The organism is Pseudomonas lundensis (assembly GCF_015377145.2).
In the GTDB taxonomy this organism is placed as follows: domain Bacteria; phylum Pseudomonadota; class Gammaproteobacteria; order Pseudomonadales; family Pseudomonadaceae; genus Aquipseudomonas; species Aquipseudomonas lundensis.
Map to the genome: position 1 here is coordinate 3,897,500 of NZ_CP062158.2, position 22,449 is coordinate 3,919,948.

25 protein-coding genes and 1 pseudogene are annotated in these 22,449 nt (G+C 58.3%); 16 read left to right on the plus strand and 10 right to left on the minus strand.

Annotated elements, in window-relative coordinates; translation table 11 throughout:
* Nucleotides 1–85 precede the first annotated feature (85 nt).
* Nucleotides 86–880, plus strand: a complete 795-nt coding sequence (locus IF654_RS18345) for an IclR family transcriptional regulator (RefSeq protein ID WP_194862161.1) — start codon at nt 86–88, stop codon at nt 878–880.
* A 12-nt stretch (nt 881–892) separates the two neighbouring features.
* Here IF654_RS18345 and IF654_RS18350 read toward each other — a convergent pair whose 3' ends face one another.
* The 4 genes from IF654_RS18350 to IF654_RS18365 form a co-directional block, all read right to left on the minus strand.
* Nucleotides 893–1,252, minus strand: a complete 360-nt coding sequence (locus IF654_RS18350) for a hypothetical protein (protein ID WP_048375590.1) — start codon at nt 1,250–1,252, stop codon at nt 893–895.
* A 104-nt stretch (nt 1,253–1,356) separates the two neighbouring features.
* Nucleotides 1,357–1,728, minus strand: a complete 372-nt coding sequence (locus IF654_RS18355) for a hypothetical protein (RefSeq protein WP_047273407.1) — start codon at nt 1,726–1,728, stop codon at nt 1,357–1,359.
* A 488-nt stretch (nt 1,729–2,216) separates the two neighbouring features.
* A complete protein-coding gene (locus IF654_RS18360; protein ID WP_047273406.1) occupies nt 2,217–2,903 on the minus strand; it encodes an LrgB family protein in 687 nt (228 codons plus the stop codon).
* Complete coding sequence (locus IF654_RS18365) at nt 2,893–3,279, minus strand: CidA/LrgA family protein (RefSeq protein WP_047275470.1); 387 nt, start codon at nt 3,277–3,279, stop codon at nt 2,893–2,895. Before IF654_RS18365 ends, IF654_RS18360 begins: the two co-directional genes overlap by 11 nt.
* A 99-nt stretch (nt 3,280–3,378) precedes the next feature.
* Here IF654_RS18365 and IF654_RS18370 point away from each other — a divergent pair, with 99 nt between their 5' ends.
* Nucleotides 3,379–4,275, plus strand: coding sequence for a LysR family transcriptional regulator (locus IF654_RS18370; RefSeq protein WP_047273404.1), 897 nt, complete (start codon nt 3,379–3,381; stop codon nt 4,273–4,275).
* Here IF654_RS18370 and IF654_RS18375 read toward each other — a convergent pair.
* Complete coding sequence (locus tag IF654_RS18375) at nt 4,256–4,711, minus strand: flavodoxin (protein WP_047273403.1); 456 nt, start codon at nt 4,709–4,711, stop codon at nt 4,256–4,258. The genes IF654_RS18370 and IF654_RS18375 overlap by 20 nt on opposite strands.
* Before the next feature lie 160 nt (nt 4,712–4,871).
* On the opposite strand from IF654_RS18375, the gene IF654_RS18380 reads away from it, so the two are divergent.
* The gene (locus IF654_RS18380) at nt 4,872–5,339 is read left to right on the plus strand and encodes a PAS domain-containing protein (protein ID WP_047273402.1); all 468 of its coding nucleotides are present in this window, start codon (nt 4,872–4,874) and stop codon (nt 5,337–5,339) included.
* A 59-nt stretch (nt 5,340–5,398) separates the two neighbouring features.
* Nucleotides 5,399–6,004, plus strand: a complete 606-nt coding sequence (locus IF654_RS18385) for a hypothetical protein (RefSeq protein WP_047273401.1) — start codon at nt 5,399–5,401, stop codon at nt 6,002–6,004.
* A 2-nt stretch (nt 6,005–6,006) separates the two neighbouring features.
* Here IF654_RS18385 and IF654_RS18390 read toward each other — a convergent pair whose 3' ends face one another.
* Complete coding sequence (locus tag IF654_RS18390) at nt 6,007–6,948, minus strand: MerR family transcriptional regulator (protein ID WP_194862160.1); 942 nt, start codon at nt 6,946–6,948, stop codon at nt 6,007–6,009.
* Between the two features lie 177 nt (nt 6,949–7,125).
* Between IF654_RS18390 and IF654_RS18395 the strand changes: the two genes are divergently transcribed.
* The 6 genes from IF654_RS18395 (at nt 7,126) to IF654_RS18420 (ending at nt 10,136) form a co-directional block, all read left to right on the plus strand.
* Nucleotides 7,126–7,695: a putative antibiotic biosynthesis monooxygenase gene (locus IF654_RS18395; RefSeq protein ID WP_047275463.1), complete on the plus strand. Its 570-nt coding sequence runs from the start codon at nt 7,126–7,128 to the stop codon at nt 7,693–7,695.
* Nucleotides 7,696–7,809: 114 nt separating this feature from the next.
* Complete coding sequence (gene folM / locus IF654_RS18400) at nt 7,810–8,520, plus strand: dihydromonapterin reductase (RefSeq protein ID WP_047273398.1); 711 nt, start codon at nt 7,810–7,812, stop codon at nt 8,518–8,520.
* 23 nt (nt 8,521–8,543) lie between these two features.
* The gene (folE, locus tag IF654_RS18405; protein ID WP_047273397.1) at nt 8,544–9,104 is read left to right on the plus strand and encodes a GTP cyclohydrolase I FolE; all 561 of its coding nucleotides are present in this window, start codon (nt 8,544–8,546) and stop codon (nt 9,102–9,104) included.
* Entirely contained in the window at nt 9,104–9,475 is a 372-nt protein-coding gene (gene folX / locus IF654_RS18410) for a dihydroneopterin triphosphate 2'-epimerase (RefSeq protein WP_047273396.1), read from the plus strand. Before folE ends, folX begins: the two co-directional genes overlap by 1 nt.
* 30 nt (nt 9,476–9,505) lie before the next feature.
* Nucleotides 9,506–9,802 carry a DUF1244 domain-containing protein gene (locus IF654_RS18415; RefSeq protein ID WP_047273395.1) on the plus strand — a complete coding sequence of 99 codons (297 nt, stop codon included), beginning with the start codon at nt 9,506–9,508 and terminating at the stop codon, nt 9,800–9,802.
* Nucleotides 9,795–10,136 (plus strand): HopJ type III effector protein, encoded by a 342-nt coding sequence (locus IF654_RS18420; RefSeq protein ID WP_047275461.1) that lies wholly within the window; start codon nt 9,795–9,797, stop codon nt 10,134–10,136. The genes IF654_RS18415 and IF654_RS18420 overlap by 8 nt, the downstream gene beginning before the upstream one ends.
* Here the strand turns inward: IF654_RS18420 and IF654_RS18425 are convergent.
* Nucleotides 10,133–11,281 carry an AGE family epimerase/isomerase gene (locus IF654_RS18425; RefSeq protein WP_047273393.1) on the minus strand — a complete coding sequence of 383 codons (1,149 nt, stop codon included), beginning with the start codon at nt 11,279–11,281 and terminating at the stop codon, nt 10,133–10,135. The genes IF654_RS18420 and IF654_RS18425 overlap by 4 nt on opposite strands.
* Before the next feature lie 402 nt (nt 11,282–11,683).
* Here IF654_RS18425 and IF654_RS18430 point away from each other — a divergent pair, with 402 nt between their 5' ends.
* The 3 genes from IF654_RS18430 to IF654_RS18440 all read left to right on the plus strand — a co-directional run bounded on the left by IF654_RS18430 (nt 11,684) and on the right by IF654_RS18440 (nt 17,583).
* The gene (locus IF654_RS18430) at nt 11,684–15,325 is read left to right on the plus strand and encodes a toxin VasX (protein ID WP_230683728.1); all 3,642 of its coding nucleotides are present in this window, start codon (nt 11,684–11,686) and stop codon (nt 15,323–15,325) included.
* A 373-nt stretch (nt 15,326–15,698) separates the two neighbouring features.
* Nucleotides 15,699–16,451: a hypothetical protein gene (locus IF654_RS18435; RefSeq protein WP_230683729.1), complete on the plus strand. Its 753-nt coding sequence runs from the start codon at nt 15,699–15,701 to the stop codon at nt 16,449–16,451.
* A 391-nt stretch (nt 16,452–16,842) separates the two neighbouring features.
* Entirely contained in the window at nt 16,843–17,583 is a 741-nt protein-coding gene (locus IF654_RS18440; protein ID WP_230683730.1) for a hypothetical protein, read from the plus strand.
* 114 nt (nt 17,584–17,697) lie between these two features.
* Here IF654_RS18440 and trxB read toward each other — a convergent pair whose 3' ends face one another.
* Nucleotides 17,698–18,660, minus strand: a complete 963-nt coding sequence (gene trxB, locus IF654_RS18445) for a thioredoxin-disulfide reductase (protein WP_047273390.1) — start codon at nt 18,658–18,660, stop codon at nt 17,698–17,700.
* Nucleotides 18,661–18,972: 312 nt separating this feature from the next.
* Between trxB and cysZ the strand changes: the two genes are divergently transcribed.
* Nucleotides 18,973–19,722, plus strand: a complete 750-nt coding sequence (gene cysZ / locus IF654_RS18450; RefSeq protein WP_047273389.1) for a sulfate transporter CysZ — start codon at nt 18,973–18,975, stop codon at nt 19,720–19,722.
* A gap of 40 nt (nt 19,723–19,762) precedes the next feature.
* Entirely contained in the window at nt 19,763–20,977 is a 1,215-nt protein-coding gene (locus tag IF654_RS18455; protein WP_194862158.1) for a glycosyltransferase family 4 protein, read from the plus strand.
* Here IF654_RS18455 and IF654_RS18460 read toward each other — a convergent pair.
* Together IF654_RS18460 and IF654_RS18465 are read right to left on the minus strand one after the other, a co-directional pair.
* The gene (locus IF654_RS18460) at nt 20,974–21,456 is read right to left on the minus strand and encodes a glutathione peroxidase (RefSeq protein ID WP_047273387.1); all 483 of its coding nucleotides are present in this window, start codon (nt 21,454–21,456) and stop codon (nt 20,974–20,976) included. The two genes, IF654_RS18455 and IF654_RS18460, sit on opposite strands and share 4 nt — an antisense overlap.
* 132 nt (nt 21,457–21,588) lie before the next feature.
* The gene (locus IF654_RS18465; protein WP_047273386.1) at nt 21,589–22,074 is read right to left on the minus strand and encodes an FKBP-type peptidyl-prolyl cis-trans isomerase; all 486 of its coding nucleotides are present in this window, start codon (nt 22,072–22,074) and stop codon (nt 21,589–21,591) included.
* Here IF654_RS18465 and IF654_RS18470 point away from each other — a divergent pair.
* A pseudogene (locus IF654_RS18470) lies at nt 22,073–22,389 on the plus strand (DUF3565 domain-containing protein). The gene IF654_RS18465 and the pseudogene IF654_RS18470 sit on opposite strands and share 2 nt — an antisense overlap.
* Nucleotides 22,390–22,449 lie beyond the last annotated feature (60 nt).

The window sequence follows — 22,449 nt, forward strand, 5'->3', positions numbered from 1 at the left end:
AATTCAATTACGCATAACGTAATTTGATTGCCGATTAGCGTCAAGCTATAAAGACGCCCATTCATCCCGAGATGTAAGCCATTCCATGGACAAGCCCAGCCCCAGCGCCGACACCACAGGCAAGCAAAAAGTACGTTCCGCCGAAGTCGGGACGGACATTCTCAAGGCACTGGCCGAGTTGTCGCCCTCCACCTCGCTGTCGCGTCTGGCTGAGCACGTGCAGATGCCCGCGAGCAAAGTGCATCGCTATTTGCAGGCCCTGATTGCCAGTGGATTTGCCGAGCAGAATCCCGCCACCAACCACTATGGTCTGGGGCGTGAAGCCTTGCGGGTCGGTCTGGCCGCGCTGAACAGCATGGACGTCGTGAAGGTCGCCACAGCGCCCTTGTCCGAGTTGCGCGATGACTTGAACGAGACCTGTTTTTTGGCGGTATGGGGCAACCAGGGCGCAACGGTCGTCCACATTGAACCGGCGGTGCGTGCCGTCACAGTGGTGACGCAATTAGGGTCGGTCTTGCCGCTTTTAAGCTCGTCGACGGGTCTGGTGTTCAATGCGTTCCTGCCCGACCGCGAAACCCGGGAGTTGCGCGCCTTGGAGCTCAGCAGTGAGCACCTGCACCCGCTACAAGCACCTGAAGCCTACGAGCAGTTGTGCGAGAAGATTCGTGAACGCGGCCTGCACGTGGTTCACGGTTTGTTGATGCCTGGCGTCGATGCCTTATCGGCGCCGGTGTTTGATGCGACCGGCATGGTAGCCGCCGTATTGACGGTGGTGGGCCCGGCGTCGCTGTTCCATCCCGATCAACAAGGCCCGGCTGCCAGCCGTGTATTGGCTGCCAGCCAGGCGATCAGTTGGCGCATGGGGTATCAGCAGCGCTGATACCCTCAGGGCTTACCTGCTCCACTGATATTTGGCTTCATCCTGCAGTTTGCGCATGATTTTTTCGATGTCATACAACGAAGGCTTGCGGATGCGATCGGCTTCATCAAACGTCCAGGGCTTGGAGAAAGCCTGGGTCAGCCCCTGGACGTAGGTGGGTTCACGGTCTTGCACCAAACACGTAAAACCGACTTCGAGCAGCGATTCGCTGGAGACCAGTTCAAGCGTGACCGGATCGTCCACGATGTTGATGTACACCTCGCCGCAATCCAGACCGTACCCTTCAAGCTGCTTGTTCAAAAAGGTCCGGATGCGATCATTTAAGGCGTTCAACAATTGCGGATCTTTTGAGTCATCAATAACGTTGTTCACGTTGCCATTCCTGTAAGGACCTCCCCCAGTGCGTTCGTTCTGACAGCATGACCCTGTCAATACCTCAGGTTTTCAGCGAACTTCGGGGGTTATGAAAGGGAATATCAGCTGTTCCAGTGTTCTTTGGCATGCGCCAACAGCTCTTGCATAAGCGCTTCCACTTCACGGACAGACGGGCTGCTCACGCGAACAGCTTCGTCATAGACCCAATGCTTCGAGAAGCACCCGGTCACTGCGGTGTCGTGAATTTGAACATTGCCCCACTCCAGCGTGTCATTGCCCAGGGCATTCAGGTCCTGGCTGAATGTCACGACAGGCTCGGCGGCATTGCTGACGGTGGTGATGTATACCTGCTGACTGTCTGTGCCGTGCGCCTCAAGCTTGGCGTTCAGGAATTCACGTACGCGCGTATCGATTTCCGGGCTTGGCTTGAGGGTGAAGTCGACGTCAGCAGCATTTTTATCAATCGTGTTCAAGGTAAAACTCCTTTTATAACTACCCGCCCTTCAGCCTCATGCTGAAATTGGAAAGCAGGCAGAAACCTGTCGATGGCTTATTAAATGCGATCTGACACGGGGCTATGCACTACATAGTTATTGACGGGATAGTCGCGAAGAGACCCAAGAGATGCGGGCTAGAGAGCCGCATCAGGCATTTCACTATTGCCGAAGTTGTAACAGAGATTGTCTGAAAGCAGACTTACTCCCGCTCCGCCCACGCCGTATTCTTGCCCCCGGTTTCAGGCGCACTGCCAGAGCCCCACGGGCATTGAGTCGCGACGATTCTGCCGACCGAATTCAGTCCCAAGCCTTACAGGTCATGGGCCATCCAGGTTCACCTTGACGTTGATTTGTAGCTCCTTGATCGAACGTCTTCCTTGGCCGCTGTCTTTACAGCGGCCTTTTTTATGAGCGGGATTTGAGGGGCGGGCATAGCAGTGCCCGGCAGGCAATGAGCGTGGTGACTACAACACCATCGCCAACAGCGGTGCCGCAAAGAGATTGAGAATACCGGTCAGCACCATGACCAGCCCCGCGACGGAGCCTTCTTCGCTGCCGACCTCACGGGCACGGCTCACGCCCGCGCCATGGGCACCGATCCCGAACAACGCTCCGCGCGCCAAACTGCTGTGCAGCGGCAACCACTTAAGCAGGATGCCCCCGAGCAAGGCGCCAAACACGCCGGTAAACATGACGAAGACTGCGGTCAGCTCAGGTACGCCGCCCAGATCTTGCGCCAGTGGCATGGCAAAGGGCGTGGTGATGGAGCGTGGCACCAGCGACAGGGTCAACGAGGTGTCCAGCGCCAGCGCCCTGGCCAGCCAGAACGAGCTGGCGATGGACGCCGCACTCCCCGCCAGCATTCCCAGCAGCAACGCCACCCAGTGCTTGGCCAGCAAGAGCCGCTGTTGCCAGATAGGTACAGCAAAGGCCACCGTGACCGGCCCCAGCACGAGCATCAGCCAATGGGTGTTGCTGGCGTACTCGGCGTACGCCGTGTGCAGAGGCACCGCCACGGCCAGCAACAACGCGGGCACAAGGATCAGCGGCGACAGCAGGTAGCGCCCTGTGCGCCGATACAACCAGCGACTCAAGCCATAGGTCGCCAAGGTCAGCAGCAGCCAGAACATCGGCATCCATTCAAACTTCATGGCGCAACCTCCAGCGGCACACGGCCTCGACGGTGAAAGCCGTGACGACCATCACCAACAAGGTGCTGATCCCGATCACCAGCAAAATTCGCCAGCCTTCGTCCCGTACCAGTGCGCCGTAGTCGAGCAGGCTCATCAACGCCGGAATAAAAAACAGCAGCATTTCAGCCATGAGCACACCCGCGCCCAGTTGCAGCGCGGCCGGTTTGACCCAACCCAGCGCAAACGCCAGCAGCAACAGCGCCATGCCCACTACCCCACCCGGAATGGGCAGGTGTAACCACACCGAAATCTGGCAACCGAGAAAATAAATAGCCAGCAATACGGCGATTTCGCTGACTAGACGGCCCAAGCGTTTTACATCGAAGCGTTTCATTTTGTGTCCATCCCAAACAGGCTTTCAGTGTAAAGACACCCCTTCCATCCCGAAAACGAATTGTTAGACTGACAGCCATTCCAAAAAGGAATTTGAAAAATGGAATTCAAACAATTGCGCACATTCGTTGAAGTTGCGCGCGCCGGGGGCTTTACACCGGCCGCCCATACCTTGCACATCAGCCAATCGGCAGTGAGCAAGCAGGTGGCGCAGCTTGAACACAACCTTGGCACGCCGCTGTTTGACCGCCTCGGTTCGCACGTGCGGCTGACCGCAGCGGGCACGGTGGTATTGCAACGGGCTGAGGGGATGTTGCGTCTGCAACAAGAGTTGTTGAGCGAACTGGACGACTTGAGTCAACTGACCCGCGGCGAGTTGCGCCTGGGCTTGCCGCTGTTGGGCAGCGATGCGCTATTCGCCAGCCTGTTTGCCGAATACCGGCGCCGGTATCCCAATATTCAGGTGCAATTGCTCGAAGGCGGCAGCCTGGTGGTTGAGCAGGCCGTGTTGAGCGGTGAGCTGGAGTTGGGCGGCAGTTTGACGCCGAAAAACCCGACCTTTGCCTATCAACCGTTTTGTGATGAGCCACTGGACGCACTGCTTCCTGCCGATCATCCGCTGGCTGAAGACGGCAGCGTGCGACTGGAGCAGCTGTCTGAAACACCGTTCTTGCTGTATCAGCGCAGTTTTGTATTGAACGATCGGTTACTGCAGGCCTGTCAACAATTGGGTTTTACCCCCAAGGAGGGGGGCCGCAGCGGGCAGTCGGACTTTCTGGTGGCGCTGGTGGCCGCCGGTCAGGGCGTGGTGTTGCTGCCCAGTGTGGTGGCACGCGGGCTGGTTCGCCCCGGCGTGGTGAGGCTAAAACTCATCGCGCCTGAAGATCTGCGATGGGACATCGCGTTCATCTGGCGCGAAGGGGCGTATTTGTCTCGCGCAGCGCAAGCCTGGCTGGAGCTGCTGCGCGAACGGCCGGTTACTGGGTCAGTGCTTTGATGAAGGCTTCGACCCACGGTTCGCAGTCACTTTCCGGGGTTACGGTTTCGCTGGCGTCCAGGCGCAACATCGGCTGCACTTCACGCAATCCCAGTTCCGCGAACAACTCGCTCATCAGTTGACCGCCGCCGCAGTAGGTATCGCCATAGCTTTCATCACCGAGCGCGATCACGCCACCCGGCAAGCCGCGCCAGGCCGCAGGCAGTTGGTCACGGATGGTGCTGTATAACGGCGCCAGATTGTCCGGCAGCTCGCCCATGCCGGTGGTCGAGGTCACCGCCAGCAAGGCTTCGGGGGCAAATGCCTGGATATCGGCCAGGGTTGCGCGAGAATTGAGCAAAACCTCGCACCCGGCATCGGTCAGCAATTGTTTGGCATGACGGGCAACTTCTTCTGCGGTGCCATACACCGAGCCACAAAGGATGGCGACTTTCATCAATCTGATCCTGTCACTGACTAAAAGGCTGGGATATTAGCAGGTGACGCCACGTTTCGGTGATGGCACGTGGACAGCTCGTACCTTTGTCTTAGAATGCATAGGGCCTGCAGGCGCATTTGTCCGGAAACCATTCACTCACTTTCAGAAGAGCGGCTTGATGATCAACGCACGTTTGCTGCAACGCATGGTTGACGCGTCCCAAGACGGCATTGTGGTAGCCGAGCTTGAAGGGGACGACACCATCCTGATTTACGCGAACAAAGCCTTTGAAACACTCACGGGGTACAGCAGTGACGAGGTTTTGTACCAGGACTGCCGGTTTTTGCAGGCGGGTGATCGGGACCAGGTCGCGCTGCAAGTGATCCGCGATGCCATGGCCCGTGGCGAGCCGGTCCGTCAGCGGCTGCGCAATTACCGCAAAGATGGCACGCACTTCTGGAACGAGCTGTCGATCACCCCGGTTTTCAACGAAAGCGATCAGCTGACGTATTTCATTGGTGTGCAGAAGGATGTCTCTCAACAAGTGAAAGCTGAGCAGCGTGTAGCGCAACTGGAAGTCGAGTTAGCGGCGGTCCGGCAGGAACTGCAAACCCTCAAGGCGACGAGCGGCCTCAACAAAATGTAGAATCGATGGTCTGTTGTAAACAGTTACGACTTTTTATTGACCCGCTTCTGAGTTTCACCATGTCACACGATGCCCTTCTGACTCAGGACGAGTTGGATTTCATTCAGACCATGCATCAAAACCCGCTGCTCAATCAGCGGGATGCGTCGTCGAGCCTGACGCTCAACGGTGTGGCACAAATTCGCGATCTGCTCACGCGCCTGGCCGCCCATGAGCAAGTGACGCTCCAGGCTCAAATCGCCAACCAGCAAATGAGTTTCCCGCTGCGTCTGGTTGAAGATGAATTCCATGCGCAGCACTTGCAATTGGGGGCGCCGAGCATTTTTGAAGAGGGGCCGCTGATTCGCCCGTGGCGTTTCACGCTCGCTGAACCGGTTGCATTGGAGAATATTCGCGGGCGCAGTGGCCAACTGTGGGTCAGTGAGGTGTCGTTCAAGGGCATGCTGATTGATGTGCGCAATGACAGTCGCCCGCCGCGCCAGTTTTGCCAATGGTTCAGCCCCACCGGCTATGAGCGCATTGCCGTGCGCGGCACGCTGGAGCGCAAGACCGAGCTGGGGCAATACGCTTACCGTCTAAGCCAGCGCGATGCAGGTGAAACAGAACGCCTGCGCCAGTTCATCCTGCAACAGCACCGTCTCGCCCACCCCGCCTTGCATGCCTAGCCTCAGGCACCCTTGAGATACGCATCCAGTCGTTGACTCATCACGCCGGGTTCACACCCCAGACAACCGATGGATGAGTCCAGCAAATGGTCGTGTGCCAACTCGCACGCTTCGCCCGCCAGCCACACCGCGCAACTCACGCCGTGTACCACACGCAATAAACGCTCGATCCGCGAAGGGCTCAGCGCGCGTGTACCCAACAGGACCAGGGCCTGGGGATTGACCTTTTCGCAAATCAACGACAGTTCATTCAGCGGCTGCCCGACAGCCAACACGCGGATCGCCCGGTCACTGCGCGCCAGCAACAAGCCTGTCACCAGTAATTGCAGCTCATGGCACAGCTCTGGCAAACCCACCAGCACGACACACTGCGCAAGCTCGGTTGCGCCTTGCATCTTCAGACGTTGCAGCACACGGCCGCGCAGGAAACTGTCGAGCAGCAGCCACTCGCTGGTACGACCAAACTCGTCTTGCTGACGCAACAAATGCTGCCAAAGCGGCATAAACACATCGTTGAACACAATCTGCGGCGGATAGCTGGAAAAAATCTGCCCGTAGAGCCGCTCTAACTCGCGCTCATCAAAGGCATTGAGCGCCTCACTGATGCGTGATTGCCACTGCGCGTATTCATCCGCCTGCGGGGTGGACTCAGCGCGGTCAAGCTCGGCCCGACGGGCCAGCAACTCACCGACTTTGCTGACAGAAACGCCCCGTTCAATCCAGCCTTGAACCTGACGCACTGTCTCAATATCGGTCATGGAATACAGCCGATGCCCACTTTCGGTGCGTTTTGGCTCGATCAAGCCATAACGTCGCTCCCAGGCACGCAGCGTGACCGGGTTAATGCCGGTCAGGCGGGCGACCTCGCGGATCGGGTAAAGACCTTCGATGTCTGGCTCGGCCGCAGGCAAGACTGCAGGCGCACGATCAATAATCACGGGCATGGAATGGGCCACGTTCACGGTAAAGAAGCGAGTCTAACTCGCATTCATGGCTGTTCAAAATGGCGTGTGACCCGGATTTGGGAACAATCTTTGCTTGATGGCCTTGCAGCCCACCATCCCGGCGCTGCCCTTAATGCCTGCCCTACCCGGGCCGCATCCGTTTGATGGAGATACACAATGTCTACCTCCCCAGTCACCTTGATGGTTGCACGCCGTGTCGCCCAAGGGCGTTATCAGGAACTGATCGCCTGGCTACACGAAGGCGAACAATTGGCCACGGACTTCCCCGGCTATCTGGGATCGGGCGTACTGGCCCCGCCGCCCGGCGACGACGAATTCCAAATCATTTTCCGCTTTGTCGACGAAGCAACCCTAAACGCGTGGGAACATTCTGTTTCGCGCAAATCCTGGTTGCTGCGCGGCAGCGATCTGTTTGCCCATCCCCACGAGCACCGCGTCAAAGGCATCGATGGCTGGTTTGGCGCAGCCGGGCAACGTCCGCCCCGCTGGAAGCAAGCAATCGCCATATGGCTCGCCTTTTTCCCGGTATCGCTGCTGTTCAACGTTGTGCTGAGCCCGTGGCTGGGCGAGCTGGGGCTGGTGACTCGCGTGTTGGTCAGCACGTTGGCCCTGACGCCGTTGATGGTGTATTGGTTTATTCCGCTGTCGACCCACCTGCTGGCGGGCTGGCTGCACAGCACGCCTGAGAAAAGCCTGCGCACCGCCGCCGCCCCGCAGAGCCGCTGAGTCGCCCCCTCAAAACAGGAGAGTCCGCCTGGGCATGGCCGTGGTCCAGTGGACGCTGGTATAGTTTTGCCATTACGCCGCTGCACTCTCCTGTTCTTCTGACCCGAGCCTGCCATGCCTTCTCACTCTGCCCCCATTTTGATCACGGGCGCTGGCCAGCGCATTGGCCTGCACTGCGCGCAGCAATTATTGGCCGACGGTTACGACGTCATCTTCAGCTACCGCACTGAAAAACCCGGCGTGCAGACGCTAAGGGATCTGGGGGCAACGGCACTTCAGGCGGATTTTTCGACCGAGCACGGCATCCTCGGGTTTATCGAACAACTCAAACAGCACACCGACACCCTGCGTGCCATCGTGCATAACGCTTCGGCCTGGCTTCCCGAAAAAACTGACACACAAACCAGTGATTTCACGCAGATGTTCAGCGTCCATATGCTTGCGCCCTACCTGATCAACCTGCATTGCAGTGAACTGCTGGAGCGCTCTAATCCGGCGGACATCGTGCATATCAGCGACGATGTCACGCGCAAGGGCAGCAGCAAGCACATTGCCTATTGCGCGACCAAAGCCGGTCTCGACAGCCTGACCTTGTCATTCGCGGCTAAACTGGCGCCACGCATCAAAGTCAACGGCATCGCACCGGCGCTGTTGATGTTCAACCCGGACGACGACGCGGCATACCGTACCAAGGCGCTGGCCAAATCTGCGCTGGGCATAGAACCCGGCCCGCAGGTCATCTACCACAGCCTGCGTTATCTGCTGGACAACCCCTACGTCACCGGCACCACCCTGACCGTTAACGGCGGTCGGCATCTTAAATAAGCCGTCCGCGAGGAAGTATTTTCATGAGCACATCGTTGCCTGAGCATTACCGCGAGATCCTGGTGGGTCTCGGTGAAAACCCTGACCGCGAAGGCTTGCTCGACACCCCGAAACGCGCCGCCAAGGCGATGCAATATCTGTGTCACGGCTATGGCCAGAGCCTTGAGGACATCGTCAACGGTGCCCTTTTCGCCTCGGACAGCGATGAGATGGTGATCGTCGCCGACATCGAGCTGTACTCGTTGTGTGAACACCACTTGCTGCCCTTCATCGGCAAGGCCCACGTGGCGTATATCCCGACCGGCAAGGTGCTCGGCCTGTCGAAAGTCGCCCGCATCGTCGATATGTTCGCCAGGCGCCTGCAGATTCAGGAAAACCTGACGCGGGAAATCGCCGATGCCATTCAAAGCATCACCCAGGCAGCGGGCGTGGCGGTGGTCATTGAAGCCAAGCACATGTGCATGATGATGCGCGGCGTCGAAAAACAGAATTCCACCATGAACACGTCGGTCATGCTCGGCGCGTTTCGTGAACCGAGCACCCGCATGGAGTTCTTGCAACTGATTGGACGGAGCAAGCCGTAATGCCACAACTTCAGCCAGGAATGGCCCGTATTCGCGTCAAAGACCTGTGCCTGCGCACCTTCATCGGGATCAATGAAGACGAAATCCGCAACAAACAGGATGTGTTGATCAACCTCACCATCCTGTACGCGGCGCAAGAAGCCGTGCGCGATAACGACATCGATCACGCGCTCAACTACCGCACCATCACCAAGGCGGTGATTGCCCACGTTGAAGAAAACCGCTTCGCCCTGCTGGAGCGGCTGACCCAGGAATTACTGGATCTGGTGATGGCCAATACGGCGGTGTTGTATGCCGAGGTCGAAGTCGACAAACCGCACGCCCTGCGTTTTGCCGAATCGGTATCGATTACCCTGGCCGCCAGCCGCTAAGCTGGCCTGCCCTTATGCCCGGAGCCCAACATGACTGACCAGCAACGCCTTGAACTCGAAGCCGCCGCCTTTCGCCGCCTCGTCGCCCACCTCGACAGCCGCAAGGACGTGCAAAACATTGACCTGATGAACCTTTCGGGGTTTTGCCGCAATTGCCTGTCCAAGTGGTACAAGGCCGCGGCCGATGAGCGCCAGATCGAGCTGAGCCTCGATGACGCCCGTGAAGTGGTTTACGGCATGCCCTACGCCGAGTGGAAAGCCCAGTACCAGAAAGAAGCCTCTGCCGAACAGGCGGCGGCGTTTGCCCAAGGAAAAAAGCATGACTGACCTGAACACCCTGCGCGCCAGCCTGAACAGCGGCGAACACGTTTTTGCCGATACCCTGGCGTTCATCGCCGAGCACTACGATTACCAGCCGCAGGCATTCACCAACGGCGACGTGGAAAACGCGGCCGGGCAAAACGAGGGTTCGTGCAAAACAGTGGGGCTGGCGTTGCTCGAAGGGTTGAGCGATCAGGAGACTTTGCTGGCGTTTGGCGAACATTACCGCTCAGTCCTGGCGACCCCCGAGGGCAGCGATCACGGCAACATTCGCGCGCTGATCGCTCACGGTCTGGCCGGGGTGAAGTTCACCGCCCGGCCACTGACGCGCAAGGCTTAAATCGGGCCGACTGACGCGAAGTACTGCGCCAGGCCGCTGTAACACGTGGCCAGGTGATAGGGCGTTGTTGACGGCATGTCGGCGCGGCTGACATGCCCTTGCGGATCCAGGCACTCGTACCAGCCCCCGTGGTGCAAGAAATGCTGCTGCAACGCCTGCAACTGGCGTGGCAGACGCTCAAGGCAATTCTTGCGCAATGTCAGCGCCCGCACATACTCGGCCTGTGCCCAGATTCGCTGAGTACCATCTCGCAATTGGCCATCACTGCCCAACATGCCGCACACCGCGCCTGTCTGCGCATCCACCCCGACCTGTTCGGCATAACTGAACGCACGATCCAGCGAGCCGTGCAGCGCCGTGGTGCGCAGCAACGTCGACGAGTGCAGCAGGAAATACCATTCGAATTGATGCCCGGGCTCGAACCAGTTGTCTGCCGCGCCACGAGGTTTTTCCAGCATCACGCCATGCTCGGGGGCGATAAAACGTGTTTGCATGCCCTCGGCCAGCGCCAGCAATGCACGGCGGGTGGGCACATCGTCACGCACCGAAAGCGTGGCCAGAAACCCCTCAGCCAGGTGCATCAACGGATTTTGCAGCGGCCCGCTGCCCAGCGGCGACCAGTCCCGGTCCAGGCTGGCTTCATACAACCCCTCGCCATCGCTGAACCGCTCAGCCACGACCTGTAGCGCGGCATTGAGCACCGATTCAACCAGCGGCTCACGCACCTTGGCCCAGTAATGGGCACAGGCAAAAATGATGAACGCATGGGTGTAGAGGTCTTTGCGCTGATCCTGCGGCGCGCCGTGCGGGTCGATGCTGTAGAACCAGCCCCCGTGCTCGGCGTCATGAAAGTGCTGCTGCAACGAGCGAAACAGCGCCGCTGCCCGCTCGGCCGCGCCCGGGAAGGCCGGGTCACCGATCAGGCTGGCAAACACATACAACTGACGGGCGCAGGCCATGGCGCGGTAACGCTGAGGCGCCAGGGGTTGATGGGCGGCGCTCAACGCTTCATAGGGCAACGCCAGTTCGGCATTCCAGCCGGGGCCTTGCCACAACGGCACGATGACCTGACGAAAATGCTGCTGCACGGCCGCAAACCGGGCAATCAGTTCGGAAGGAAAAACAGGGCTGGTTACATCGGGCATCGGCAGAATTCGTCACGGCTGGGGCGTTTGCGCGACATGATACACCCAAAGTTCGCTGGCACCGATGAGGGTGTTTACCGCTCGGCGCAGGGACAGAAAACGGCGTGCCAGCGCTGTTTTGCCAAAACAGGCCAATTTGCGCAGAAAGCTGCGCAGCGACTTTCGGATAAGCCCCCACCTCAAGGCTACAGCCCGCGCAGACAACGCCTTCTGGCGTATCGGGCAACAACTTGCGCAGCACTGCGCAACAACTTGCGCACATTGACGGACATACAACACCGGGATCCACCGGGCTTGCGGCGCAAAGTGCCGGTTTACAAGGGCGGCGGGGAGGCTGGCATAAGTCTTGAGTGAGGCTGACTTTTAACCGTCGCGGGCGTCACACCTGCGGGAGCCTCAGACATGGCCAATAGCATCCCTCGCCGAAACCCCAACAACATCAACCGAAGCCGACTGGACGCCAAGGTCGCGCTCGGCGTATGTCCGCTTAGCAAGCCCACCCTGCAACTGGTGCCACTGCGCTACGGTTTGGTAGACAACCCGGCGCTGGACCCGGCCACTGCCCTGTCCATGCCGTACCGCCTGAGCAGCCGCCCGCTCGGGATACGTTTGCCCCGTGACGGCTGGCTGTATGTGATCGACAGTGCCACAGGCGAACTATCCGAATACCGGTTGCTTGACGGCCTGCTCACGCAGTTGCTGCTAAAAAGCACAACCGTCACAGAAGACGAGCGGCAGACGTCAATCGGCCCGCCTCACTTGATTGTGTCCAGGCACAGCACCTTGCATGTCACGTATGCCGAGACGCAGTGGACGGCCAGAAAATGCCAGCAAGTGCTCAACTCGGCCGAAGAACGCACTCATTTTATGCAAGCGGTGCATCCCGGCCTGACGAACTGCCAAACGGGCGGTACGCACTTGCTCACCCCGCAAATGGCCGAGCAATGGCTGGCCGAAGTGGCCACTGAATATGTGGACTATCACCAGCAGCACCTTGACCAGACCGCGACGTTGGCCGAACACGCGGCTTTTGCCGAGCGCCAGCGCCAGTTGGCCAAAACCCCTGAACACGAGCGCCAGCCTTATCTGTGGGAACAGCCCCGACGCTTCCAACAGATATCCATGGGCACCCTGGCCAGCAGCGTGGCGCCGGAATACCACCATGACATTCTCTATTTAGTGCTGGATGACACCCTGGGCGTTTTACGTGACTTGGCCAATTATCAGGATGAAGTCGTAGGCTGGGTCACTGACTGGGCCAACGGTGGAGCGCAAAAGGGTCACAACGAGCGGAATTACCTGTTGGGGTGTTACATCGAGTCCCTCACCTGGTTGGCCGAATCGGACTGGCAAACATTCGCGGCCACCCTCGATGACCCGGCCATCCAGGCACTGCTGGAGGATTTCAAAAAACTGCCTGAGCCTGAGCGCGCGGTGACGGGCAAAGCGATACACGAGTACCTCAATCGAGGCGGACTGATGACGCCGCCCCCCAACACATCGATTCCAGCAGACCTTGAAGCCCTGAGGCGTGAGGCTGAGATGGAGGCAGCGCTGTATCAAGCGTATGTGCCAGACCTACAATTGCTCGCGGTGCGAGCCGTTGAAGATATCGATCGCTGTTATTACACGCGAGCGCATTTTCGCGTAGCACCTGCTGCGTTTGTCGAGGCCCATTTCGACGCGTTGATAACCCTGGGTAAACAACGCAGCCGTGATACCCAAGACATCCTGTTTGGCGCACGGTTCGGCCAGCGAGGCGTGAACGAACTCATCGACCGCCCCGCCATGGATCGCGAGCTGCAGGCACATCGTGACGGGCTTGAGCGCTGGAACCGTGTGCTGGACAGCATCACCGCTGACCGGGTTGCTCTGATAGCCCGCGGCGCCTTTCACAACGCTGCCTGGTACTTCGATGCCCAACAGGCAGGGCAAGTGGATCACGCGTTCTCACTTGAATACGCCTGCCTGAAAGATATTTGCCGCAGCGATGAAGCGTGCGACCAATTGCTGGCCTACCTCGAAGGCAACCCGCAATTCGTTCTCCCGTTGTACTACACCCTGCCCATTAGCGAACAAACGGCGTTGTGGGTTCAGTACGCCTTTTTACTTGCCAGCAGCTTGGCCGTGTACAACAACTTGCCCGAGCAACTGGCGCGTCTGGACACCCTGGAACGCGGTCGCCTGCCAGCGCTGGACGAGCTACCAGAAAGCACGCGCAACGTGGCCCATGCCGCACAACACGCCTGGAGCCCGGCCCTGAACCGCGGGCTGGAATCCCTGGTTGCCAGTTTTGACGGCATTGTCAAAGGCAACACCATGCCGGATCTCGACCAATTGTTTCGCGACCTGCCCCAGGCATTGACCCTGCGCATTTTGCAGGCGGCCAAAACGGAAGGCGCAACCTTTCACTTTGCCACCCCGGCCGAGCGGGACAGCCTGCGCGAAACCCTGAAAGAGGTGCTGGACCAGCGCGAAAGGCTGTTGAAACTCAAGCATAAGCGTCAGCAGGTCAACCGCGTTGACGGCCACCGCTCGCTTAAATCCCAACAGCTACTGCACGAAATCACCACCCTGCGCGGGCAACTGACCCAAGGAGAGGCCCGACTGGCCGCCAGCATCAGCCCCATCCCGGAACTGCCAGACGAACATGTAAGGCTCTTCGGATCGGCACCCGGGCGTGCAGGCATGACCGTCGTTTTCGCCCCGGAAGGCCATCGCCAAGTCGCAAGTTTAATGAGCAACTTTAAAGAAGGCGTTCACCGTGCGCCGGTGATGAATGTGCTGGGGGACGGGGCAGCGCTGTTGTTGTTTTTCGCGCAGATGGTGAATTTGAATCAGGTACTTAAAGAGACATTAGGTGTTTCACGGGAAGATCGTAAGTTGATGCCATTTTTAAGCTCTCTGGCAGCAACCGGTGCAAGTGGCTTTGCTGCTGCTCAAGGAATTTTTGACACGGCACTGAATGCTCAAATTGATAAATTAAAAGCCAGTTTAAGAATGACCTCTGCAAGTCATTTACAAGTCACTTTGGGAAAGTTGCATGCTAGCTTGGGAACTGGGACGTATTTTTTTGGCCTTATCTCAGCAATAATTAGTTACAGGACTTACCATGGCAATTGGGTAGAAGCCGTACGAAGCGGTAACCGAGACGCTCAAAACGGTGCAGTGATACAGCTAATCAGTGCCAGCGGGTTAGGCGCCACTAATGCGTATGGTCTCTTTAACAGTGTTGGCTCGATACTCGACGTATCTAGAGCAGCTAAAGGCCCAGCCCGAGCAGCCGCTTGGATAACATCCGGAGCTCGCCTTTCCCAGGTGTTTTTCCGCTTCAGTCTTGTAGGAGGACTATTCACCCTGCTCGAACTTGCAGGAACTTGGATGTACAACCACTACAACACCAGCGCTCACGACCAGTGGCTACAAAGCACACCGTGGGGGCTGGAAACAGACAAACAAAAAAACCTCAGCCTCGCCGGCTTTCAAAGTCACCTTCAAGCGTTGCTGCAAGCCCCCTTCGTTCAGGTCAAGCGCCGCCCGGAACGCTCGTATTTGGCAGGCTGGTTCCCGGCCACTCAAGTCGGGGAGATCACCATCAATCTGCCGGGTTTAAACCTGCAAGACTTTCAAGCGCCATTAGGCGGGCAGCCCCCTCATGGGTTAAAGGTTGGGGCCCGGCGTTTTATCACGGTATTGGACGGGGGCAGACGCCCCAGAAAGTACGCGCAAGAACTCAGTGAACCGGTACAGGCCGGGCTGTTTCGTGTGGAAACGGGCGCACCTAATACGCCGGGGCTGAGGTTAAACCTGAGTTATCCGAATCACCCTGAACGCATTAACGGCAAGTTGCATGAAGAACTGTTACTTGAACTTCAGCTGATGTCTTTGGATGAACAGGGCCAACCGGTCGTGCGCTCGCACCTTATCCACTTTAACCCCTTTGAGGAAGGTCGCTATCCCTCAGCCGCTCACCCGTTACCCTCCCCTGCGCTGACCTTGTTGGCTGTCGACGTTTTGGCATTAAAGGAAATCCCGGATGCGTGAATACCCAAACAAATCGCATTTGAGCTCTGTGCCTGAAACGTTACGCCGGGCAGGTGATGTCGAACCTTTCCTGACGGGTCGTAAGACATACCTGGCACCGTTACCTCTTCCTACTGATGCCCATCCGTACTGCCCGTATATCAGTGACATCAACGATGTGTATTTAGACTTTGGGGGCGGTAATCCCAACGTGTTCTCGTATCAAACATGGTTGGGAGCTCCATTTACGTTCGCCTGTATCGTCGCTTTTGGTTTCCCGATGATTAGCGGCTTTGTGGTAGCACTGCTCGGCGATTCTCCCGAGCTGGCCAGAGAGTTCACAGAGGACGTTTTCTTCGCTTGCTGGCCCATAGCCATAATGATGTGGCTTTTCATGACTGCCATGTGTCTCTACGTCTGGCTCAAATCCCATAAACACTTCACCGAAGTCATCCCTACCCGCTTCAATCGGCAACGACGCGAAGTCTGTTTTACGCTCGCAGGGGATAACGAGCCATTGTTTGTACATTGGGAATCACTCTGCGCATGGGTGATTCAGTCCCATAGCGCCACGCAATACGGCGCCACTCGCCAGTACGGCATGGGCATGGGTTTTGAACATGAGGGTGAATGGGTCACTCTGGAATTCCAGTGTGCCGGGTCGCAACTGGGCATCGCCCATTGGGAGGCCGTTCGCGCTTATATGGCATACGAACTGGATGACCTCAAGGCCATGCAAGACCCGCTGGGGCTGCAAGGCCCAAACGATCCGCTCCATGAAGGACTGCACACTTTCCGCAATGCCCGGGCCGGCCTGCACCGGCGTTTGCGTGAGAAAGAAGTGGGCTGGGTGTACGCATTTTTCTGGTACGTCTACCACGTCATGACCTTCTGGACCCTGCCCAATCGCCTGGTCGAGTGGGAAATCAAGCGCATCGACAAAAACGGCCGCCGCGCCCTGCCTCAGGCCCTGATCGACTGGTCGCAACCCGTGCAAGTGGAGCAACGAGCCAAGCCCAGCAACACCTTGGTGCGGCTCAGCGCCAAGGTGCGCACCTTGATAAAGCAATACCCGCGACATGACATCACCGAGATTTTCGCTGCGGTGTATCGCGCCGAGCGGCCAGCGCCGGGTGAAAAGGAATAGGGACATGGCCAAAAAACACATAGAGAAAAAAGACTCGCCTACACCCACTCCGCCGCGAGCAGGTGATATCGAACCTTTCCTGACGGGTCGCAAGACATACCTGGCACCGTTACCTCTTCCTACTGATGCCCATCCGTACTGCCCGTATATCAGTGACATCAACGATGTGTATTTAGACTTTGGCGGCGGTAACCCCAGTGTGTTCTCGTATCAGTTGTGGTTAGGAGCTCCGTTTACGTACTCCTGTTTCGTCGCTTTTGGTTTCCCGATGATTAGCGGATTTTTGGCAGTCCTGAACGACTTTTCTCCCGATTTGATCAGGGAAGTGATAGAGGACGTTTTCTACTTTAGCTGGCCCATAGCCGTAATGATGTGGCTTTTCACAAGCGCCATGTGCCTTTTCGTATGGCTCAAGGCCCATAAACACTTCACCGAAGTCATCCCTACCCGCTTCAATCGGCAACGACGCGAAGTCTGTTTTACGCTCGCAGGGGATAACGAGCCGTTGTTTGTGCCTTGGGAATCACTCTGCGCGTGGATGATTCAGTCGCACAGCGCCACGCAATACGGCGCCACTCGCCAGTACGGCATGGGCATGGGTTTTGAACATGAGGGTGAATGGGTCACTCTGGAATTCCAGTGTGCCGGGTCGCAACTGGGCATCGCCCATTGGGAGGCCGTTCGCGCTTATATGGCATACGAACTGGATGACTTCAAGGCCATGCAAGACCCGCTGGGGCTGCAAGGCCCAAACGATCCGCTCCATGAAGGGCTGCACACTTTCCGCAATGCCCGGGCCGGCCTGCACCGGCGTTTGCGTGAGAAAGAGGTGGGCTGGGTGTACGCATTTTTCTGGTACGTCTACCACGTCATGACCTTCTGGACCCTGCCCAATCGCCTGGTCGAGTGGGAAATCAAGCGCATCGACAAAACTGGCCGCCGCGCCCTGCCTCAGGCCATGATCGACTGGTCGCAACCCCTACCCGTGGAGCAACGGGCCAAGCCCAGCAACACCTTGGTGCGACTCAGCGCCAAGGTGCGCACCCTGATGAAGCAATACCCGCGGCATGACATCACCGAGATTTTCGCTGCGGTCTATCGCACCGAGCGGCAGGCGTCGGACAACACATGAACGGTTGGTCTTAACGTGTACAACCAAAAATGCCCGCATCGTGAGAGGCGGGCATTGAGGTAAACCGGGCAGCGGGGGTTAAAGCCCCACTGAGCCCTGTCGTTCAGGCGGCTATCAGAACTCGGCGTTCTGCAGGCCGTCCAGGTAGCGCTCGGTGTCCAGTGCTGCCATGCAGCCCGCACCGGCCGATGTGATGGCCTGGCGGTACACGTGGTCCGCCACGTCGCCGGCCGCAAACACACCTTCGATGCTGGTCGCGGTGGCGTTGCCTTCGCGGCCGCCCTGCACAACCATGTAGCCATCCTTGAGTGCCAGCTGACCTTCGAACAACGCGGTGTTCGGGGTGTGGCCAATGGCGATGAACACGCCGTCGACCTTGATTTCATCAAAGCTGCCATCGTTGTTTTTCAGGCGCGCGCCGGTCACACCCATGTTGTCGCCCAGTACTTCGTCCAGGGTCGCGTTCAGTTTGAGTTCGATCTTACCTTCGGCCACACGGGCGTTGAGCTTGTCGATCAGGATCTTCTCGGCGCGGAAGGTTTCACGACGGTGGATCAGTGTCACCTTGCTGGCGATATTGGCCAGGTACAGTGCTTCTTCCACAGCGGTGTTACCACCGCCCACCACGGCGACCGGCTTGTTGCGGTAGAAGAAACCATCGCAGGTCGCACACGCCGAAACGCCTTTGCCCATGAACGCCTCTTCGGACGGCAGGCCCAGATAACGGGCGCTGGCGCCGGTGGCGATGATCAGGGCGTCACAGGTGAACGTGCCGCTGTCGCCTTTGAGGGTGAACGGTTTGTTCTTGAGGTCCACTTCGTTGATGTGGTCGAACACGATCTCGGTTTCGAAACGCTCGGCGTGTTCGCGCATACGCTCCATCAAAGCCGGGCCGGTCAGGCCGTGAACATCACCCGGCCAGTTGTCGACTTCGGTGGTCGTGGTCAATTGACCGCCCGCCTGCATGCCCGTGATCAGCAGTGGCTTGAGGTTGGCGCGGGCCGCATAGACAGCAGCGCTGTAACCGGCAGGGCCGGAACCCAGAATAATCACTCGCGAATGACGTACTTCAGACATGACTCACTCCTATGACCGCCCGCATCACACCGGGTCGGAACGCCGCTAGAACGGCTGGAATAAAAAGGGATCGCGAAGGTGTACAGGCTAGACCTGAAACGCGTCGATCCTGAAAAATTGTGGGTGCAGCGTATCGAGGTGGCAGAGATTAAGGAAATACGGTTTAACAATCCAGCTCATAGCAGGTCTCAATGAGATCACCGGCGTCCTCAAGGCGCCTTTGTAACAGTTATTGTCGATCCCGAACCAAGGCTTTCGCGGCGTCTATAAAGCCGCTAAGGTCGCCCGGTTTCCCACTGCCCGGAGCCCACTATGCCCGCCCCTGTTCTTTCTGGCCCGCAGTACTTGCGCGAAGGCCTCAAGCTGGTACTTAGCCCTGGCCTGCGCGTGTTTGTGCTATTGCCCCTGCTGATCAACCTGCTGCTATTCGTCGGCCTGATTTATTTTGCCGGCCATCAGTTCAGCCTCTGGGTCGATACGTTGATGCCCTCGCTGCCCGACTGGCTGAGTTTTCTCAATTACGTGCTCTGGCCGTTGTTCGTGGTGCTGGTGGCGCTGATGGTGTTTTTTACTTTCACCCTGCTGGCCAACATTATTGCCGCCCCGTTCAATGGTTTTTTGTCTGAAAAAGTCGAAGTCGTGGTGCGCGGCAGCGATGATTTTCCCGCCTTCAGTTGGGGCGAATTGATCGCCATGGTGCCGCGTACGCTGGCCCGTGAAATGCGCAAATTGGGGTATTTCCTGCCTCGCGCCCTGGCGTTGATGGTCCTGTCGTTTATCCCGGTGTTGAACTTGATCGCCGCCCCCCTGTGGTTGGTATTCGGGATCTGGATGATGGCCATCCAATACATTGACTACCCGGCGGACAACCACAAGCTGGGCTGGAACGAGATGCTGGCCTGGCTGCGTGAAAAGCGCTGGCAGAGCATGAGTTTTGGCGGGATTGTTTACCTGGTGTTGCTGATCCCGGTGGTCAACCTGCTGATGATGCCCGCCGCCGTGGCCGGCGCCACGCTGTTCTGGGTGCGTGAACGCGGGGAAGATGCGCTCCAGAGCCGCTGACAGATTCATAAATCCATCATCACCGTGAAACATCGACGTCATGGCTCCGCCCGACACTGGAGTCATGACCACTGCCCTTCGCATCGCCCTCATCACTGAAACCTTCCCACCCGAAATCAACGGCGTGGCCCATACCCTTGGCCATCTGTATGAAGGATTACGCGCGCTGAATCACCACGTGGAGCTGATACGCCCGCGGCAACACGTGGATGGCACGCAGCGCAGCAATGAGCACCTGATGCTATGCCGCGGCTGGCCAATCCCTCGCTACCCCGGCTTGCAATGGGGCATGACCTCTGCCCGGCGCTTGAGCAAACGCTGGCAGCTACAGCGGCCGGACGTGGTGTACATCGCCACTGAAGGGCCGTTGGGCCTGTGTGCGTTGCGGGTAGCCAGGCGTTTGGGAATTGCCGTGGTAAGCGGTTTTCACACCAACTTCCAGCAGTACACCCATCCGTACGGCTGGGGTTTCATCACGCGTGCCCTGACCCACTATTTACGCTGGTTTCATAACCGTTGTGCGCTGACGCTGGTGCCCAGCACCAGCCAGCGTCTTGAGCTGGAGCGCAGGCACTTTGAGCGTCTGCACCTGCTCAGCCGGGGGGTCGACAGCCGACGCTTCAACCCGTCCAGGCGCCAACAGGCCTTGCGTCAAAGCTGGGGGCTGCGTGAGGACGACATCGCGTTGCTGCACGTGGGACGGCTGGCCCCAGAAAAGAATCTCGGCGCGCTCAAGCGGGGTTTGCAGGCATTGGAAGCGCAATACCTTTCGCGACGTTTCAAATTGATCATCGTCGGAGACGGCCCCAAACGGGCTCACCTTGAAGCCTCGCTACCCGAAGCGATCTTTTGTGGCATGCAGTGCGGGGAGGCGCTGGCCGAGCATTACGCCAGTGGGGATGTGTTTTTGTTTCCGAGCATGACCGAAACCTTTGGCAACGTCGTACTCGAAGCCCTGGCGTCGGGGCTGGGCGTGGTGGCGTATGACGAAGCCGCTGCGGGCTTGCACATCCGCCAGGGCTATAACGGCGTGCTGGCCATGACCGGGGATGAACATGCGTGGACGCAAGCCGCGTGTTGGCTGCTGGAAAACCCGGAAACCCTGCGTACGGTGCGCCTGAATGCGCGCCAGCATGCCAGCCGTCAGGGCTGGCCCGCCATCATCAGGCAGTTTGAGGGGTTGCTGTACAGCGCGTGTCACGGCCAGACCGGCACCCAGGCGGTGCCGGTTCCCGTCGCGGTGAAAAAGCCTTAAGCCAGCGCTTTTTCAATCGCCTGAATAACCGTGGGGTCATCCGGTGGCGTACGCGGGGAAAACCGCGCCAACACCCGACCGTCCTTGCCCATCAGGAATTTTTCGAAGTTCCAGGTGATCTCGCCCGGGAACTCGGCGCCTTCGCCTGCCAGCAAGCGATAGAGCTGGTGACGTTCCGGGCCATTGACGTCAAGCTTGCTACTCATCGGGAAAGTCACCCCGTAGTTCAGGCTGCAGAACGCCTGAATATCTTCCCCGGTGCCCGGCTCCTGCCCGGCAAACTGATTGCAGGGCACGCCCAGCACACTGAAGCCTTGCTCGCGGTATTGCTGATAGAGGTTTTCCAGCGCTGCGTACTGGGGCGTCAAGCCGCACTTGGAAGCCACGTTCACCACCAGCACGACGCGGCCCTTAAGGCCGGCCAGGGGCAATTCATTGCCGTCGAGGGCGTCCAGGGTAAGGTCGTGAAAAGCACTCATGACGGACTCCAAAATCTCGGGATCGGGTTCAGGCAATCGCTCCGGATGCCGATCGCCGTAGGCTGTACAGATGAAAAAAGGCGCCCGCAGGCGCCCTTCTCTGGCTCGCTCAACAGAGCGTAGCAGCCGTCATCAGTGCTGATGACCGCCTTCGCCGTGTACGTGGCCGTGAGCAACTTCTTCTTCGCTCGCGTCACGAACAGCAACAACTTTCACTTTGAAGTTCAGACGCTGACCAGCCAACGGGTGGTTACCATCAACCGTCACGTCGTCGCCGTCCAGGTCACGGATGGTCACGATTTGCATCTGGCCGTCCGGCGCCGAAGCGTGGAACTGCATGCCCACTTCCAGTTGGTCAACGCCTTCGAACATGCTGCTGCTCAACGTGCTGACCAGCTCGGCGGAGTACTCGCCGTACGCGTCTTCAGGCTCTACGGAAATTTCCAGCTCGTCACCGACTGCTTTGCCTTCCAGGGCCTTTTCCAGACCTGGAATGATGTTACCTGCGCCTTGCAGGTAAACCAGCGGCGCGCCACCGGCGGAGCTGTCGATGACCTCACCAGCGTCGTTGGTCAGGGTATAGTCGATGGAGACAGCCTTATTGGCGGCGATCGTCATGGGGCGAGACCTTTTGCAAAAATATTGAGGGCGCAAGTTTAACCAAGCAAACGCTCGAAAGCGAACACAACGAAACACAACCAAGACCAACGGACACCTTTGAAAAGTTCAACAATCATTGGATGGCGTCAGGATGAAGAGGCACATTGGGTGGTCGTACTGTCCTGTGGCCACACTCAACACCAGCGCCATCAACCGCCCTGGCAATCACGGGCCTGGGTGCTTGACCCCGAACAACGCGACGCAAAAATAGGTCAGCCCTTTACGTGTGGCTGGTGTGCTCAAGCGGCGGATAGCGCTAATCTTGGCAATTGATTCAGGCACATGACCCGTTCGGCGGGCGTGCCCTTGCACTGCTCACGTCAGGAAGCTCGC